The sequence below is a fragment of the Allocoprococcus similis genome, from assembly GCF_054660775.1.
In genome coordinates this window covers 143,250-160,762 of record NZ_BAAHSG010000006.1, presented here as the reverse complement: position 1 = coordinate 160,762, position 17,513 = coordinate 143,250, and the positions used below count along the sequence as shown (strand labels likewise).

The 17,513-nt window shown below is 43.4% G+C and carries 13 protein-coding genes; 3 read left to right on the top strand and 10 right to left on the bottom strand.

Going from position 1 to position 17,513, the window contains the following annotated elements; translation table 11 throughout:
- Positions 1 to 12 precede the first annotated feature (12 nt).
- Positions 13 to 1,197, bottom strand: a complete 1,185-nt coding sequence (locus ACYQ5K_RS03205; protein WP_173688974.1) for a CobW family GTP-binding protein — start codon at positions 1,195 to 1,197, stop codon at positions 13 to 15.
- Positions 1,198 to 1,398: 201 nt separating this feature from the next.
- Here ACYQ5K_RS03205 and ACYQ5K_RS03200 point away from each other — a divergent pair, with 201 nt between their 5' ends.
- Complete coding sequence (locus tag ACYQ5K_RS03200; protein WP_117834357.1) at positions 1,399 to 1,821, top strand: DsrE family protein; 423 nt, start codon at positions 1,399 to 1,401, stop codon at positions 1,819 to 1,821.
- Between the two features lie 93 nt (positions 1,822 to 1,914).
- Here ACYQ5K_RS03200 and ACYQ5K_RS03195 read toward each other — a convergent pair whose 3' ends face one another.
- From ACYQ5K_RS03195 to ACYQ5K_RS03180, 4 genes are all read right to left on the bottom strand, one after another.
- Positions 1,915 to 3,525 carry a CvpA family protein gene (locus tag ACYQ5K_RS03195; RefSeq protein WP_173688973.1) on the bottom strand — a complete coding sequence of 537 codons (1,611 nt, stop codon included), beginning with the start codon at positions 3,523 to 3,525 and terminating at the stop codon, positions 1,915 to 1,917.
- Between the two features lie 39 nt (positions 3,526 to 3,564).
- Entirely contained in the window at positions 3,565 to 5,010 is a 1,446-nt protein-coding gene (locus ACYQ5K_RS03190) for a TrkH family potassium uptake protein (RefSeq protein ID WP_173688972.1), read from the bottom strand.
- A 12-nt stretch (positions 5,011 to 5,022) separates the two neighbouring features.
- A complete protein-coding gene (gene trkA, locus ACYQ5K_RS03185; protein ID WP_173688971.1) occupies positions 5,023 to 6,384 on the bottom strand; it encodes a Trk system potassium transporter TrkA in 1,362 nt (453 codons plus the stop codon).
- Between the two features lie 165 nt (positions 6,385 to 6,549).
- A complete protein-coding gene (locus ACYQ5K_RS03180; protein WP_173688970.1) occupies positions 6,550 to 8,625 on the bottom strand; it encodes an elongation factor G in 2,076 nt (691 codons plus the stop codon).
- Between the two features lie 184 nt (positions 8,626 to 8,809).
- Between ACYQ5K_RS03180 and ACYQ5K_RS03175 the strand changes: the two genes are divergently transcribed.
- Positions 8,810 to 9,907, top strand: a complete 1,098-nt coding sequence (locus tag ACYQ5K_RS03175; protein WP_173688969.1) for a prephenate dehydrogenase — start codon at positions 8,810 to 8,812, stop codon at positions 9,905 to 9,907.
- Between the two features lie 101 nt (positions 9,908 to 10,008).
- Positions 10,009 to 11,322 carry a 3-phosphoshikimate 1-carboxyvinyltransferase gene (gene aroA / locus ACYQ5K_RS03170; protein WP_173688968.1) on the top strand — a complete coding sequence of 438 codons (1,314 nt, stop codon included), beginning with the start codon at positions 10,009 to 10,011 and terminating at the stop codon, positions 11,320 to 11,322.
- 68 nt (positions 11,323 to 11,390) lie between these two features.
- On the opposite strand, the gene ACYQ5K_RS03165 is transcribed toward aroA, so the two are convergent.
- From ACYQ5K_RS03165 to ACYQ5K_RS03145, 5 genes are read right to left on the bottom strand one after another with little or no spacing between them, the layout of a single operon-like run.
- On the bottom strand, positions 11,391 to 12,755 hold the full coding sequence (locus ACYQ5K_RS03165; RefSeq protein ID WP_173688967.1) for an MATE family efflux transporter: 1,365 nt from the start codon (positions 12,753 to 12,755) through the stop codon (positions 11,391 to 11,393).
- A 35-nt stretch (positions 12,756 to 12,790) separates the two neighbouring features.
- Positions 12,791 to 14,119, bottom strand: coding sequence for a TldD/PmbA family protein (locus ACYQ5K_RS03160; protein WP_173688966.1), 1,329 nt, complete (start codon positions 14,117 to 14,119; stop codon positions 12,791 to 12,793).
- Entirely contained in the window at positions 14,120 to 15,496 is a 1,377-nt protein-coding gene (locus tag ACYQ5K_RS03155) for a TldD/PmbA family protein (RefSeq protein ID WP_173688965.1), read from the bottom strand.
- 17 nt (positions 15,497 to 15,513) lie between these two features.
- Complete coding sequence (locus ACYQ5K_RS03150; RefSeq protein ID WP_274597656.1) at positions 15,514 to 16,482, bottom strand: ABC transporter ATP-binding protein; 969 nt, start codon at positions 16,480 to 16,482, stop codon at positions 15,514 to 15,516.
- Positions 16,469 to 17,503 (bottom strand): ABC transporter ATP-binding protein, encoded by a 1,035-nt coding sequence (locus tag ACYQ5K_RS03145; RefSeq protein ID WP_195230607.1) that lies wholly within the window; start codon positions 17,501 to 17,503, stop codon positions 16,469 to 16,471. The genes ACYQ5K_RS03150 and ACYQ5K_RS03145 overlap by 14 nt, the downstream gene beginning before the upstream one ends.
- Positions 17,504 to 17,513: the final 10 nt, after the last annotated feature.

Genomic DNA, 17,513 nt, shown 5'->3' with positions numbered 1-17,513 from the left:
CGCTTGCTCCTCCTAGATATGGAATAACTTAACCAGGTCGTCTTCTTTGAGATCTGTTCCGATCACGCATACACGTCCTGTGTAATCAGCCTGTCCCTCACGGACTTCATATTCTTCCGGAACCATATCAAACTGCTTCCAGGAACCGTCTGCCATCTGGATAATTCCTTTGGAACGAAGTACTGTTCCGTAAGCATCTGTCTCAGATAATGCTTTCAACAGGTAATCCAGTTCTTCTTCTGTATACTTGTGGGCAGTCTCCTTGCCCCAGCTTGTAAATACTTCATCTGCATGATGATGTCCTTCGTGTCCGTGGTGATGGTCATGGCATCCGCAGGTGCAGTTCCCATCATGTTCATGATGATGCTCATGCTCTTCATGGTCGTGATCATGATGGTGTTCATGGTCATGATCGTGGCATCCGCAGGTGCAGTTCTCATCATATTCATGATGATGCTCATGTTCGTCATGCTCGTGGTCGTGATGATGTTCGTGGTCATGATCATGATCATGTCCGCAGCCACATTCGTCATCATGATGATGGTGATGTTCGTGGTCGTCATGCTCATGTGCATGTTCTTCCAGGATACCTTCGATCTCAGCGCCATGCTGCAGGGCATGCAAAACGGCATCTTTTCCAAGTTCTTCCCAAGGTGTGGAAATAATGGTCGCCTCTGCATTTTTCTCACGCAGCATATGCACGCACTCTTCTACCTTTTCATCTGTCATCATCTGGGTACGGCTGATAACGATCGTAGATGCATGCTCTACCTGGTTATTGAAGAATTCTCCGAAGTTCTTGAGATAGATCTTTGCTTTCTTACCGTCAACAACTGTGATTCTTCCGTCGATCTCAATATCTGCCTCGTCTTTGACACCTTCGATTGCTTTTACAACATCAGAAAGCTTTCCAACTCCTGAAGGTTCAATGATGACACGGTCCGGTGTATAATCTGCAAGTACTTTCTGAAGTGCTTTACTGAAATCCCCCACCAGTGTACAGCAGATACATCCTGAGTTCATCTCTGTGATCTCAACACCTGCATCTTTTAAGAATCCACCATCAATACCGATCTCCCCAAATTCGTTCTCGATCAGGACCAGTCTTTCTCCCGGAAATACATCCTCGATCAGTTTCTTGATGAATGTTGTCTTTCCTGCTCCCAGGAAACCAGAAATAATATCAACTTTCGTCATTTTTCGTTCCTCTTTTCTTATTATTATAATTTCATAAATTAGCCTTTTCTAACTGCAAATTGTTTCCGAGCTATATCGTATCACATTTCTTTAAAAGATGCAAATAAATAGCTTGTTAATGCATTGTGATTAGTGTATAATAGTTTTATAAAATCCCGTACTTTTTTAGTACAAATTCATAAACAAAGGAGACTTGATAATATGGTTAATTTATTGACAGGCCCAAAAGGAAGCGGAAAAACCCAGCAAATGATCGAACGTGCTAACGAAGCTGTAAAGACATGTGAAGGAAACGTATTCTTCATCAAGAAGAGCCACAGAGATACATACAGCTTATCTTTCAACATCAGAGCGATCTGCATGGATGACTATGATGTAATCACCAATACCGATGAATATCTTGGATTTATTTACGGTATGTTAAGCGCAGACCATGATATCAAAGCAATCTTTATCGACGGTATTTTAAAACACGCCGACATCACACTTGAGAACATTCCTTCTTTCATCGAAACACTGAAAAAGATCTCCAAAGAAAATGATGTAGATTTTTATGTCAGCATCAGTGCAACGAATGAACAGCTTGGTAATGTAAATTTTGAAGATTGTACACTCCTTAACTAAGATAGACATTATCCAAAAGGAGGGATGAAGATTTTCTGTAAATCTTCATCCCTCCTTTTATGGTTTTCCAAATGTGACTAAGCACATTCTATGCTATTTCAAAGACAAAACCGTATTTGCCTTATCCCCTTTTGCATACTCCAGTTTTACATCATCTCCCACATTGTACTTGATGATCTCAATAAAATCGACTACCGATACATCAAAAATCTCATCTGATCCTTCCAGCATAATGTAGTAATGAGAATCTCCATCTATAACGCCCTGGGCGATTTTCGTGATCTTTCCTTCGATCGTGCCGGTATCCATCTTCACTTCTTCTTTTTCCTTAATTCCATTGGTAAGAAGCAGATTATTGTAGGATTCTTCACATGCACTTACCGTATCCCCGATCGCAACAACCTGGTACTTCTGGACATTGACCATTGCATACTTTTTCACAAGTCCTGCATCATCCTTAAGTGCCATAAAGTAAGTCGGCTCCCCGGAAATGTTAAGCAGCAGCGGGAAAGTCGCCCGATACTTCAGGTTCTGTACCTGTCCTTCTGCCGATGCCATCGCAGAATCCTCAATCGCACCTGCCACCGGATAATACTTTGTCTCCATGGTTCTCTGGTTCATCAGAACAAATCCCACATTGGACTGGTCACTGTTTACAGAAGTTACTCCCGTGTACACCCATACATCATCATCAATTGCCAGATAATTGTATCCGTTTGTTGTCTTCAGACAATCTTTCTGGCTGAGTACACTGTTAAAATACCCATGCTTTAACGTGCCATAATAATCATAAAGCTGTACCAGAAGATCTGCCGAATAGGCTCGGTCGATCCATTCCGGGACTTCATCGATCCTGTAGTCCTGCATTTCTCCGGTGATCGCATTGCAGAGCACCACATGCCCTACCGTTTCTCCTCCGAAAAGACCGATATTATACTTTTTGACCGGTGCTACCCAGTATGGAACACCATTATCATCAATTTCAAAACTAAGGTCTCCGTAAATATATGTCGGATGCGCAAAACGAAGATGACGGTAAATATTTCTTCCAAAATGCTCGCTTGTCGAATACTTCATTCCCTGCTCCAGCTTTACCATCTCCGTTGTCTGACTTGCCATATCGATACGGATATATGCAGGAAGTCCATCTTTCCGATTGGTAAACCATTTGATCAGATTCGCATATTTCAAAGGTGACACACGGACCGGACGATCCTTGTAGTTGATCTGACTGTAGATATCGTCCACCTCAAACTGGGATACCATATCTGACATGCTTCCCATCTTCCGGTCTCCTAAAAGCTGCGCAGACTCCTTATCCAGAAGCGGAATCTGGTCAAAGGAAAGCTCCTCGATATCTTTTGTGAATTCGCCCTCTTCTACCTTCAGAAGCTGCTGATATTTCTTCGCATTTACAATCGGTGAAGAAAGAATGGTTCCGGCCAGATAAATCACTACTAAAAGGATAAAAAGACGGAAACACCATTTGAAACCTTTGGATTCTTTCATCTCCTTCAGATCAATCACTCCGTATCGCAAGCCTTTTTTTCCTGCAAACACAAGACCGACCGCAAGTACCAGAACCAGCACAAAATACCACACTCCGGAAGAATGGATATTAAAAGCCGGCAGTGATACATAATACCAGATTCCTGCTGCCACTAAAAGCAGCAGAAAACTGATCGCTATATTTTTCTTTTTCATAAATTCTCCTTTTCATCGTTTTGCCTATCCAAAGCTGTCTTAGAATTTTCTACTCCAAAGTGACGGTGAGAACAGCATCAGGAACGGGAAGATCTCCAGTCGTCCGATCAGCATATCCACACAGAACACGATCTTCGAGAAGTCTGAGAACTTCGCAAAATTTTCCACAGGTCCTACCAGATTCAGTCCCGGTCCTACATTATTAATTGTAGTAAGCACTCCGGTAAATGAAGTAGTAAAATCAAAGTTATTGATCGAGATCAGAAGCACGGATACGATCAGGATTAGTATATACGCAATAAAGTACACATATACCCCCCGCATCGTCTCTTCTTTCACTTTTTTCCCATTTACTTTTACGATATTGACTGCTTTCGGATGGATCATAGTTTTCAGCTCCCGCCGGATGCTTTTTGCCAGGATCAGAAGTCTTGATACTTTGATACCACCGCCTGTTGAACCGGCAGAAGCACCGATTACCATCACAAGAAGCAGAACACATTTGGAAAGTTCCGGCCACTTGTTGAAATCTGCCGTCACAAATCCAGTTGTCGTGATCACGGATGCCACCTGGAACACTGCATAGCGGAATGCCTTTAAAAGGGAATGATAACCTCCGGCGATATTGCAGGTGATCACAACGGTTGCTCCTGCAATGATTCCCAGGTAAGCCCGCAGCTCCTCATTCTTAAATACACTCTTAAAATCTTTCAGAAGCAGAAAGAAATACAGGTTAAAATTGATACCAAACAGGATCATAAATACGGTGATCACACCATCAATATAGGCACTGTTGAAGTGTGCCACACTTGCATTGTAGCTGGAAAATCCTCCGGTACCGGCAGTACTGAATGCATGTGTCACTGCATCAAACAGGTTCATCCCTCCTGCCAGAAGAAAAACTACCTCAATTGCAGTCAGTGCAAAATACATTCCATACAGGATCCTTGCGGTTCCTCTTGCCTTTGGAACCAGTTTATCCGCCTCTGGTCCCGGAACTTCCGCACGCATCAGATGCATGGAATTCTTCTCATCCAGAGAGGTAAGTACCATAACAAATACCAGCACTCCCATTCCACCAACCCAGTGTGTCAGGGAACGCCAGAAAAGAATTCCTTTCGGAAGTCCTTCAATCTCAGTCAGGATCGTAGAACCTGTCGTCGTAAATCCAGATACTGTTTCAAACAAAGCATCCACATAGCTTGGAATACTTTTACTGAGTACAAATGGAAGTGCACCTGCAAGTGACCAGAAAATCCAGGCCGTTGCAACAATGATCAGGCCATCTTTGGCATAAATCGTCATGTTCTCCGGGCATTTTCTGCCAAACAGCAGATAAATTGCCGTCAGGATTGCAGCTGTAATCAGAAAATAAACCGATGTATGCTCGCCATAAATAATGCCAACCATCATTGGAAGCAGCATCAGCAGTCCCTCTGCTCCCATCATCTTGCTGATGATATAGCGTATCATTTTCACATTCATTTCTTTTCACCCCTATTGCTCAGCCAGAATATCTGTGATATCCTGAACCTTCTTCTGGGTTGTAACGATTACAACACTGTCGCCCACCTGAATGGATTCATCCCCGTCCGGAATAATGATCTGCCGTTTTCTTCCGATACATGCGATCAGATTGTTCGGCTTCAGTTCCAGATCCTTAAACGGGATATCTGTATATTCTGTTTTTTCTTTGATAATAAATTCCAGTGCTTCTACTCTTCCGCCAACCAGCTGATACATAGATTCAACATTGACATTCTTGAGAGAATTCTGGCGAGCACGCACATAACTCATGATCGCATCTGCTGTTGCAGTCTTTGCCGATACGATCAGATCGATTCCAAGTTCCTCGACAAGCTGGGCACGTCCGTCTTCGTTGACCTTTGCCACGATTTTGTCCACACCTTTTGTCTTTGCAAAAAGTGCAAGGATAATATTCTCCTCATCCATACCGGTCAGGCTGACCAGGGCATCTGCCTGTTCAATTCCTTCTTCGATCAGAAGATCATGGTCTGCAGCATTCCCACAAATGATCGTCGCTTTCGGAAGCTGATCGCAGAGATCTTCGCATTTCTTCCAGTCCTGCTCAATGATCTTCACCTGCATACCAAGTCCTAAAAGTTGTTTTGCCAGATAATATCCGACTTTTCCACCACCACAGATCAGAATATTCTTCGGCTCTTTCCGCTTTCCGATCAGATGGAAAAATTCTTCAATATATTTGTGGGATGCAACAATATGAAGCCGGTCTCCATCATGGATGACAAAATCACCATTCGGGATGATCACTTCCGATCCACGTCTTACAGCACATACCAGAACTTTGATCTGGAACTTGCGGTAAAGCTCGGCAAGCGATACTCCGCCCAGATGGCTTCTTTCTTTGACAATGAATTCTACCATCTCGACTTTTCCCTTCATAAAAGTCTCTACCTTCGCAGTATCCGGAAGAAGGATCGATCTGGAAATCTCAAATGCTGCCGCAAGTTCAGGGTTGACAGCCATACTCAGTCTTAAATCCTCTTTCAAAAGATCGATCTGCTGATAATAGATCGGATTCCTTACACGGGCGATCGTGTGCTTTGCCCCAAGTCTCTTTGCGAGCAGGCAGCTCAGCATATTCAGTTCGTCTGTCGATGCACATGCCACAACAAGATCAGCGCCCGGCACTCCTGCTTCTTTCTGCACTTTCGCATCTGCGCCATCTCCGGTAATGCAGAGAATGTCAAGCTGATTCAGTGCTTCTTTTAATTTTCCCTCATTCTGGTCGATCAAAACCACATCGTAATTTTCTTCGGATAACTGTATGGTCAGTTTATGACCAACCTTCCCGTCCCCAATAATTACAATTTTCATTTTTCTTTTCCTCTACTTTTTCTCTTAATACTAAACTTTTAATACTAAAATTGTATAAAATACCAATGGGACAGCCGAAGCTGTCACCATCATAATATGTATACCACTTTTAGTACGAAAGTACAATAGAAAAAACCGGGATTTTCTCCCGGCTTTTCCTTATTCTTATTCTTCGGCTGCACGCTTTTCAATTTCTTTTTCCTGTACATCTGCCGGAGCCTGTTCATAACGGGCAAATTCATATGAATAACTTCCTCGTCCGCCTGTCATAGAACGAAGTGTTGTGCAATATCCAAACATGCCTGTCATCGGTACATCCGCTTCAATTACCTGATATCCGCTTGACTGTGGATTCATTCCAAGAACACGCCCACGTCTCTTGTTCAGATCTCCCATAACGTCTCCGGTATAATCATCCGGAACAGTTACTTTCACAGATGCGATCGGTTCAAGAAGAACCGGTCCTGCTTCCATAAATCCTTTCTTAAATGCCTGGATCGTCGCAGTCTTAAATGCCATTTCAGAAGAATCTACCGGATGGTAAGATCCATCATACAGGGTTGCTTTCACACCAACTACCGGATATCCGGCAAGAGGTCCTTTTAATACAGATTCCTGCAATCCTTTTTCAACCGCCGGGAAGTAGTTCTTCGGAACAGCACCTCCGACTACTTCTTCCTGGAATACATACGGTGTATCCAGATCTCCGGATGGTTCAAAACGCATCTTAACATGTCCATACTGTCCATGTCCTCCGGACTGTTTCTTATACTTGGTATCTACATCTGAGTTCTTGCGGATCGTCTCACGGAACGCAACTTTTGGTGTCTCCAGTCTGATTCCGACTTTGTAACGCTCTGCCAGCTTGCTTGCTGTCACTTCCAGATGCTGGTCGCCCATTCCATAAATCAGTGACTGGCGATTCTCACTGTCATTTACCACTTTCAGTGTCACATCCTCTGCCATCATCTTCGCAAGAGCCTGTGATACCTTGTCCTCATCACCTTTGTTATTCACTACATACTTCATATATGTATACGGTTTGGAGTATTCGGTCCTTCCATAAGATACCGGTGTATTTCTTGTTGAAAGGGTATCCCCTGTCTTTGTACTTGTCAGTTTTGCAATCGCTCCGATATCACCTGCAAACAGTTCCGGAACTTCTACCGGTTTGTTGCCGGATAAGGTGTATATCTTACCGATCTTTGCTTCTGCATCCGACTCCGGATTGTAAAGGACATCATCTCCCTTTAATACACCGGAGCATACTTTTACGAAGGAATATTTTCCGATAAACGGATCTACCATGGTCTTGAATACATATGCGGTCTTTGCGGCTGCAAAATCATGATGTGCTTCAAAGATCTCATTGGTCTTACGGTTGATACCTACGCATTCGCGATATTCCGGACTTGGGAAAAATCTTACGATATCAGACAGTAAGTTTGCAACACCCTGTGCCTGAACATTGGATCCCATTGCTACCGGAACGATATCTCCGTCCATAACTTCTGTTCTCATGGCAGAGCGGATCTCTTCAACCGAGAATTCATCTCCCTCAAAATAACGTTCCATAAATGCTTCACTGGTCTCTGCCACTGCTTCAAGAAGCTTCTCTCTGTAAATCTGCAGATTCGGCAGACAATAATCCGGAATCTCGCACTCTTCTCTCTGTCCAAGTCCGGTGTATCTTCTACCTGCATTCTTGATAACGTTGACATAACCTACTAATTTCTCGTTCTCACGGATCGGCTGGAAATGTGGTGCGATCACTTTACCGTATCTTGCGGTCAGATCTTCAACGACCTGACGGAAGCTGGCATCATCCACATCCATCTCAGTAACATAGATCATACGCGGAAGATTATACTTATCACAGAGCTCCCATGCTTTCTCGGTTCCTACCTGCACACCGGCTTTTCCGGAAACAACGATAACAGCTGCATCGGCTGCGCTGACTGCTTCTTCCACTTCTCCGACAAAATCAAAATATCCAGGTGTATCAAGGATATTGATCTTTGCTTTTTCCCATTCAATCGGAATCAGACTTGTGCTAAGTGAGAATTTACGTTTCTGTTCTTCTTTATCAAAATCACTGATCGTATTGCCGTTCTCAACAGATCCCATACGATTTGTTGCTCCAGATACATAAGCCATCGCTTCTGCCAGACTGGTCTTTCCGCTTCCCCCATGTCCTAAAAGGACCACGTTTCTAATTTCATCCGTTCTGTAAACCTTCATGCTTGCTGCCTCCTTGTTAAAGTTTCTCATGGGTATATTGTACTAAACTTTCTATAAAAACACAACTATTTTATAGAATTTCAACAAAAACTTTCACTTTTACACTTTAAAGTATTGCTTTATTGACAGATAGCCTGTTTTCCTATATTATGAAAGGTAGACTATCACGAAAGGACGAAAGATTATGAAACAGAAAAAAATCGGATTTATCGGACTCGGACTCATTGGGGGCTCTATTGCAAAGGCGATCCGGCGATATTATCCGGATTATGAGATTGTCGCTTTCGACAAGAATAGAGAAACTCTGGCACTTGCCACACAGGAATCCATCATCAATGTGGCCTGTACCTCGATCGATGATAATTTCCGCGGCTGCAACTACATCTTCTTATGTGCTCCGGTTGCTTTCAATACTGCATATTTAAAGCAGATGATGCCTTACCTGCATGATGATATGATCCTGACCGACGTTGGAAGTGTCAAGACTCCGATCCATGACGAAATCATCCGGCTGGGACTGGAGGATTACTTTATCGGAGGACACCCGATGGCCGGTTCCGAAAAGAGTGGTTTTGCCAATTCCAAACCAATCCTGATCGAGAACGCCTACTTTGTTCTCACCCCTTCCGCCAAAGTAGCGAAGAAAAAGGTTGATGCATACGCATCCTTCGTAGAATCCTTGCGTGCACTTCCGATCGTACTGGATTATCATGAACACGACATCGTCACCGGCACGATCAGCCACCTGCCACATATCATTGCCGCAAGTCTGGTCAACTTTGTCAGAGACACCGACACTAAGGATGAGCTGATGAAAACCCTCGCCGCCGGCGGATTCAAGGACATTACGCGAATCGCCTCTTCTTCACCGACCATGTGGGAACATATCTGTGCACAGAATCAGAGTAATATTTCCCAGATCCTTGGAGATTATATCGAAACATTAAATGAAGCGAAAAAGCTGGTTGATGCCGGCGACTCCCAGGGAATCTACGACATGTTCGACCATTCCCGGAACTACCGCAATTCCATGCCAAACGGTTCTGCCGGTCCGATCAAGCGTGCATTCGAAATCTACTGTGACATTCCGGATGAAGCCGGTGTGATCGCCACCATCGCGACCATCCTCGCTTCTAATGCACTCAGCATTAAGAACATCGGAATCGTCCACAACCGTGAATTTGAAGAAGGCGTACTCCGCATCGAATTCTACGACAGCATCTCCTGCGAGAAGGCAGTAGCCCTTTTGCAGAAGCATCGTTATATTGTTTATGAGCGTTAATAATTAAATGCAAGACAGTCAAAAAACTCTTTTCAGGACTTTGTGTAAATTGACCACAATGTCTGAAAATAGAATTTTTACGAATGAGAGGTTACTATATTATGCAAATCCAACCTGTTAAACAGCTTCGCGGGGAAGTATCTGTTCCCGGCGATAAATCCATCTCCCACCGTTCCATTATGTTCGGTGCACTGGCAAAAGGAACTACTGAGATCACACATTTTCTTCACGGTGCCGACTGCCTCTCTACCATTGGCTGTTTCCGTGCCATGGGAATCGATATCGAAGACACACCTGAGCGTATCCTGGTTCACGGCAAAGGTCTTCACGGACTTTCCGAACCTTCTTCTGTTTTAGATGTAGGGAACAGCGGAACCACCACAAGACTGATTTCCGGTATTCTTTCCGGTCAGCCATTTGCCACCACTCTTTCCGGCGATGCTTCCCTGAACTCCCGCCCGATGAAGCGGATCATGGAACCCCTTGGAATGATGGGTGCTGATATTTTAAGCCAGAATGGGAACGGGTGTGCACCACTTCTGATCAACAGCCATCTTCTTGCCGGTCAGAATCCATCCCTGCACGCAATCCACTATCACTCAAAAGTAGCTTCTGCCCAGGTTAAATCTTCCGTACTCCTGGCAGGACTTTATGCAGACGGATTAACCCAGGTTACAGAACCTGTTCTTTCCCGTAATCATACAGAACTGATGCTGAATGGGTTCGGTGCAAACGTGCAGACAGAGGTACATTCTGATGGCAGTGCAACTGCATCTATTCTCCCATGTGAGGAATTATACGGACAGAAGATCCAGGTTCCCGGAGATATTTCTTCTGCTGCTTACTTCATCGCTGCTGCCCTTCTGGTTCCGGATTCTGAACTTCTGATAAAGAATGTAGGTACTAACCCGACCCGTGCCGGAATCCTTGAAGTATGTAGGGCAATGGGGGCTGACATTACCTATTTAAATAAAAATTGTGACAGTGGTGAACCAACTGCCGATCTTCTTGTACGTACAAGCACTCTTCACGGAACCACCGTAGAAGGTGCAATCATCCCGACACTGATCGATGAAATTCCGATGATTGCAGTGATGGCTGCTTTCGCCGAAGGAACTACGATCATCAGGGATGCTGCCGAATTGAAGGTCAAAGAGACTGACCGTATCAAAACAACTACAGAAGGACTTCTTGCCATGGGCGTTGATGTAACACCAACCGACGACGGTATGATCATCCGTGGCGGTAATCCGGTTCATGGAGGACAGATCAACAGTTATCTGGATCACCGGATCGCAATGGCCTTTTCCATCGCAGCCCTTGCCGCCGAGGGAAATACAGAAATCCAGGATGGTCAGTGTGTAGATGTATCTTATCCTTCATTCTTTACGGAACTTCATTCCCTTTCCCTGTAATTTCAGGCAAAAACATAAGAACAAAAAAGAAAGCCGCACACTACATAGGTAGTGTACAGCTTTCTTTTTTATGCGCCCTGTCCCTGTTTCTCTAATCCGTGAATCCAGTCTGTCTTAAGAAACAGAATCAAAAATATCACCGAACTGATAAACCAGGTAAGTGGATATGCCCAGTAGATTACATTGATCACCGGAATAATCCTGATAACAATACTAATATAGGTTACCCGGACTCCGCACCATACAATCATCATAACAAACATCGGAACAATACTTCTTCCCGCCCCTCTCTGAATTGCTGCCATACAATGTGAGAACGCAAGCAGACAATAGAAAAGAGCGATCGTATGTGCCTCTGCAATCCCATATTCAATTGCTTTTTGATCTCCTCCAAACGCAGCGATCAGGTATGGTGAAAAGAAAAAAACTGCTATTCCGATCACCTCTGCTATCCCGATTCCACAAACGGTTCCAAACAATGCCCCTTTTTTTGCCCGGTCATACTCTTTTGCTCCCAGATTCTGTCCGATAAACGTCGTGAGTGCCTGTGAGAAGCAGGTAACCGGAATAAATCCAAATCCTTCAATTTTGGAATATGACCCACACCCGGCCATTGCCAGAGCCCCAAACTGATTAATATTCGACTGTACAAATACATTTGCAACCGCAATAATGGAATTCTGGATTCCTGCCGGTATTCCGTTTACCACAATCAACCGCAGCATATTCCCATCCATCCGCAGTTCACGAAAAGATAACCGGAACGCCTCTGGTTCCCTGCGCAGTTTTCTGATGCACAGAACCGCACTTAATATCTGTGAAACAATCGTTGCAAAAGCTGCTGCACCTACACCAAATCCTAAACCTCCGATCAGCACCAGATCCAGAATCACATTCAGACACGCTGAAATGATCAGATAGATAACCGGACTCTTACTGTCACCAAGCGACTGCAAAATCCCCATTCCAAAGTTATAAATTACAAATCCAAGTGAACCTGCAAAATACACCCTGAAATAAACCAGTGATTTCGGCAGTACCTCTTCCGGCGTACCTATCAGTTTTAAAATCTGCGGTGCAAGGATCAACGCAGCAACCGTAAGAAAGATTCCACATACGCCTCCAAATGCCAGTGCCGTATGGATTGCTTTTTTCAGCTTCCCATATTCTCTGGCTCCAAAATACCTCGCAATGACAACACCGGCTCCCACGCCAATTCCCCCAAAGAATCCTACCATCAGGAATATCAGATTTCCTGATGAACTGACAGCTGCAAGTGCATTATTCCCAAGAAAATTCCCCACGATCAGCGAATCCGCCACATTATACAACTGCTGGAATAAATTCCCCCATAGAAGCGGAATCGCAAACATAATAATCTTTTTGGGAATAGATCCCGTTGTCAGTAGATTTGCGTTTGATGTTTCCCCCATAATTACCCTTCTCCTTCTATAATATTTTAAGTCTATTATACTCCAGATACGGTTAATTCACCAGCAAATATATCGGAAGCAATAAATGCTCCTTTTTCGGTTAATAAAGTAGAATATGCATCCGAAATTCCTTCTATTGTCTTCAGCATATCAAAGAAATTTCCTGCCACTGTAATCTGGTTTACTCCACGGATTTCTTTTCCGTCTTCAAGCAGATATCCTTTTGAAATCAATGAAAAATCGCCACTTACTGTATTTGCACCAGCAAACATTCCATCACAGCTGACAATATAAAGACCATTTCCCATATTTTGCTTAAGATTTTTAAGTGACATTTCTTTTCCTGTCAGTTTCAAATTTGTCACGCCAATTGACGACGTTGTCCGGCAGTCAGACTTAAATCCATTACCAGTTGACTTACGCTGATCTTTCTGAGCCTCTGCACAATTATAGAGATATTCCTGCAGTACTCCCCTGTCAATCAGATTTTTTCTGGATGTCACCACACCTTCATCATCAAAACTCCGGTTATTCACACCACCGGAAAGCTGCGGGTCTTCCACAAGCATGATATGGTCTGCTGCAACCAAAGTTCCCCTTTTCCCTTCCATTTTACTAAGTCCCTGATGTACCTGCTCAGCACTAAACGAGCCAATATACATACTCAGCATTTCATTGATAACACCCGCACTTAAAATGACCGGATACTTTCCTGTTTCTACCGGTCCCGCCTCCAGCATCCGCACCGCATTTTCTGCTGCCTTCCCAACTGGTTTTTCCAGTTCATGCGGTTCTATATATTCTTTGCAGATTCCACTATATGCACTTTGTACTTTTCCGTCTTTTTTTGCCTGTGCCTGACATCCTGCCGACATATTGCGTACAGAGTCTTCCATCCGCACACCGGAATCATTCTGAATCACAATCTTTTTCAGTGTTTCACCAAAATAGATTGTATCTAGTTTTTCCAGTTCCGGAAATGCCTGTTTGATTTCTTTTTCTGCAACAGTCATCTGCTCTTCCATTTTTTGAATATCATACTCTTTTTCGTTTTTTGAGCATTCCAGTGTCTGCAGCTGAAGCGGAACGAATACTTTTTCTATTGCTTCCGCATTTTCACAGATAATTTTCATTTCTCTTTCAAACTGCTCTTCCGAAAAATCTTCTATATAAACAGATCCTTCTTTTCCCTGATAATCACCGCGCACATAGCATGCCTGTGTTTTACAAAGCTGCCTGTCCTGCACTTTTCCCTGATAAACTTCCAGGGATGATTTCTGCATTTCTTCTGTATAAAACTCCAGATTTTTAATTCCCTTTTCGTGGGCTGCTGCTGTAAATTCTCTGATAAAATTTTCTATCATCTACTCAATCCCTCCCACCGTCATATTACAGACACGAATCGTAGGCTGACCTGCTCCGATATAAAGAGCTCCGCTGGATGCATAGCAAAATCCCTGTCTCAGGTCAAAATCATCTGCTACCATATCTACTGCTTTCAAAATAGTTCCACCATTTCCGATTAAGGTTACACCCCTTACCGGTTCAGCCAGTCTGCCATTACGGATCATATAACATTCTGACGCATTAAAATTAAAATCTCCGGTTGCCGGATCCACTGACCCTCCGTTGATTGATTTTACATAGAGTCCTTTTTCTGTCGAAGTAATGATTTCTTCCGGTGTATTTTTTCCCGGTGCAATATATGTATTTGTCATTCGTGCTACCGGATAATGCCTGTAATCCTGACGTCTTGCAGAACCTGTCGGCTTTAATCCTGCGCGAAGACCATCCAGTTTATCTACCATATAACTTTTCAGAATTCCATTTTCAATCAGAACATTTTTCTGTGTCGGAGTCCCTTCATCATCTACATGAAGAGAACCCCATTCTCCTGCAATGGATCCATCATCGACCAGTGTCACTACATCTGATGCCACTTTTTTTCCGAGCATTCCACAGAATTCTGATGATCCTCTGGCAATTACCGTGGATTCCAGACTGTGACCACATGCCTCATGGAACAAAAGACCTCCAAATCCATTTGCCACAACGACTGGCATCTGACCACCCCGGCATGGTTTTGCATGTAAAATTACTTTTGCCGCCCGCGCCGCTTCTCTTGCCGCTGCTTCCACATCAATCTGATTATAATACTCATGTCCCCTCATTGCTCCAGGTCCATAATATCCACTCTGCACATCTGTTCCGTTCTGCGCATATGCAGAAATATACAGCCGCGTCTTTACACGGGTGTCCTGCACATACACACCTTCTGTATTCGCAATCTGAACCGTCTGTTCCATATCTGTCAGTTTTACCCTCATTCTGACAATTTCATCCTGTGCCATCCCCGCCGCAACCGCTTGGCGTGCCGGTGTAATTCTTTCTTTCAGTGGCACATCCGATACAACAACTGTCTCTGGTACCATTGTATAAATTTTTTTATCCTGCAGTTTCTGACGCGCCATGCAATCTCCTTTCATGGTCTTCGTTAAATCTGTGACCAGCTGGAAAACAGCTGCTTCTGAACGGTCATTCGTGTAGGCATAATATCTCGTCTTATCTTTAAAAAGACGGATTCCCACCCCGCATTCTCTCGCATTCTGACACTGTTCAATTTCATCCTGCGTAATCTGGGTTTCCTGCTGGATCCGTTCTTCTTCAAATACTTCCGCAAAGTCAGCGCCTTTTTCACTTGCCCGATCTAATACTTTTTCTATCATATCCTGTGAGAGCATTTTCATCCTCCTCTATTCTATTCCTCATTGCAATGATGACATGCCACAAAATGCCCTTCCTTAACTTCCCGCAGTTTTGGAATCTCCTGTGCACAAACTTCTGTTGCATATGGACATCTGGTTCTGAACTTGCATCCACTTGGTGCGTGAATCGGACTTGGTACTTCTCCCTTGATTTCAATCCGCTTCTTCTCACCATCTATCTCCGGATCTGCGACCGGAATTGCAGACATTAGTACCTTCGTATACGGGTGCCTCGGATTTTCAAATATCTCCTTGCTTTTCGTCAGTTCTACCAAACTACCAAGATACATGACCCCAACTCTATCCGAAATATGTCTTACCATCGATAAATCGTGGGAAATAAACAGATATGTCAATCCCCGTTCTCTTTGCAGTTTGATCAGTAGATTAACAACCTGTGCCTGAATAGATACATCCAATGCCGAAATCGGCTCATCACACACAATAAAATCCGGATTAACCGCTAACGCACGCGCTATTCCGATTCTCTGTCTTTGTCCTCCGGAAAGCTCATGGGCAAAGCGATTCGCAAAATCTTCTTTCATCCCGACACTATTCAGGAGTTCTGCAATCTTGGCGTCTTTCTCTTTTGCAGTATAATTTGTATGAACATCCATACCCTCTGCAATAATCTCGCCAATTGTCATTCTTGGATCCAATGAAGAATATGGATCCTGAAAAATAATCTGTGCGCGCTTTTTAAACTCCAGTAACTCTTTTCCTCTCATTTTACTGACATCTTTTCCATCAAAAAGAACCTGTCCGGAAGTAGCATCATAAAGCCTCAGTATTGTTCTGCCGCAAGTAGTTTTTCCACATCCCGATTCTCCTACCAGCCCCAGCGTTTCACCTTTATTTATATACAGATTTACATGGTCAACTGCTTTTAATGTATTCCCTTTTCCCACTTTAAAAAATTTACATAAATCTTTTACTTCAATTAATCTATCATTCATCAGCATTTCCGCCTTTTCTGTCATAATATGATGTTACTTTCGGTGCATTTGGATGCTGAAGCCAGCAGGACACACTATGTTTTCCATCCACCAAAGTCTCTTCCGGCATTGCCTCTTTACAAATTTGCATGCAATACTCACATCGGGCAGCAAACGGACAGTGGTTCATTTCCAGTATCAAATCCGGAGGTGTGCCCTTTAAAGCATACAAATCTTCTTTATTTTCAGAATCCAGTCTTGGAACTGATGATAATAATGCCCAGGTATATGGATGCTTTGCATTATAAAAAATCTCTTTTGCTGTTCCTCTTTCAATAACTTGTCCGGCATACATTACTTGAATACGATCCGCAAAATTTGCAACAACTCCAAGGTCATGTGTTACAAGAATGATTGCTGTATTTAACTTCTTTTTCAGTTCCCCAAGAAGTTCCATAATTTGTGCCTGTATCGTTACATCCAAAGCGGTTGTTGGCTCATCTGCAATCAAAAGTGCCGGATTGCAGGCAAGAGCAATTGCAATCATAACTCTCTGTCTCATTCCTCCGGAAAGCTGATGCGGATATGCATCGATTCTCTTTTCTGCATCCGGTATCTTGACAAGTTTCAGCATATTAACCGCTTCTTTTTTTGCTTCATCTTTCTTCATATTCCGATGGAGGATTAACCCCTCCATAATCTGTTTTCCTATTGTCATTGTAGGATTTAACGAAGTCATCGGATCCTGAAAGATCATGCTTACTTCATTTCCTCTGTAAGCCTGCAATTCTTTCTTTTTCATCTTCATAACATCTTTATCCTGATAAATAACTTTCGACTCTGGTTTAATCTCCGCAAAAGGAGGCTGTAAAAGACGCATAATTGCTTTTGCTGTTACAGTCTTTCCACAACCAGACTCTCCAACAAACGCCAGAGTCTCTCCTTCTTTTAACTCAAAGCTTACTCCTCTGACTGCTTTTACTTCCCCTGCATAAGTATGGAATGAAACTCTTAAATCCTGTACATCTAATATCTTACCGTTTTCCATTTAATTCTAC